The sequence below is a fragment of the Bacteroides sp. 51 genome (assembly GCF_010500965.1).
Taxonomy (GTDB): domain Bacteria; phylum Bacteroidota; class Bacteroidia; order Bacteroidales; family Bacteroidaceae; genus Bacteroides.
Genome location: NZ_QVMI01000181.1, coordinates 1 through 315, shown reverse-complemented (window position 1 = coordinate 315; position 315 = coordinate 1). Strand labels below are relative to the sequence as shown.

The window sequence follows — 315 nt, the reverse complement described above, 5'->3', positions numbered from 1 at the left end:
CTGAAAGACAATTCAATTTCCTCTTATATGAACGCTTTGCGTTCTCTTTATCGCGAGGCCCGGCGATTGGGTTTGATGGCCTTTACTCCCGGTCTTTTTGACAATGTGTTTACGGGTAGCGCACCTACCGAGAAACGTTCCCTGGAATCCGATGTTATTGCCTTGATCCTCTCGGCCGACCTTTCCGATGATCCTCGCCTTGCTCTTAGCCGCGATTTGTTTGTTCTTTCTTTCCTGTTGCACGGCATGCCTTTTGTTGACTTGGCTCACCTGACCAAAACGAATATTCAGGGCGATCTTATCGTCTATCGCCGC

General features: G+C 48.9%; 1 pseudogene. It reads left to right on the top strand.

Annotation, left to right across the window (positions count from 1 at the left end):
* Window positions 1-27: 27 nt before the first annotated feature.
* A pseudogene (locus D0T87_RS24005) lies at window positions 28-315 on the top strand (recombinase); the annotation flags it as partial.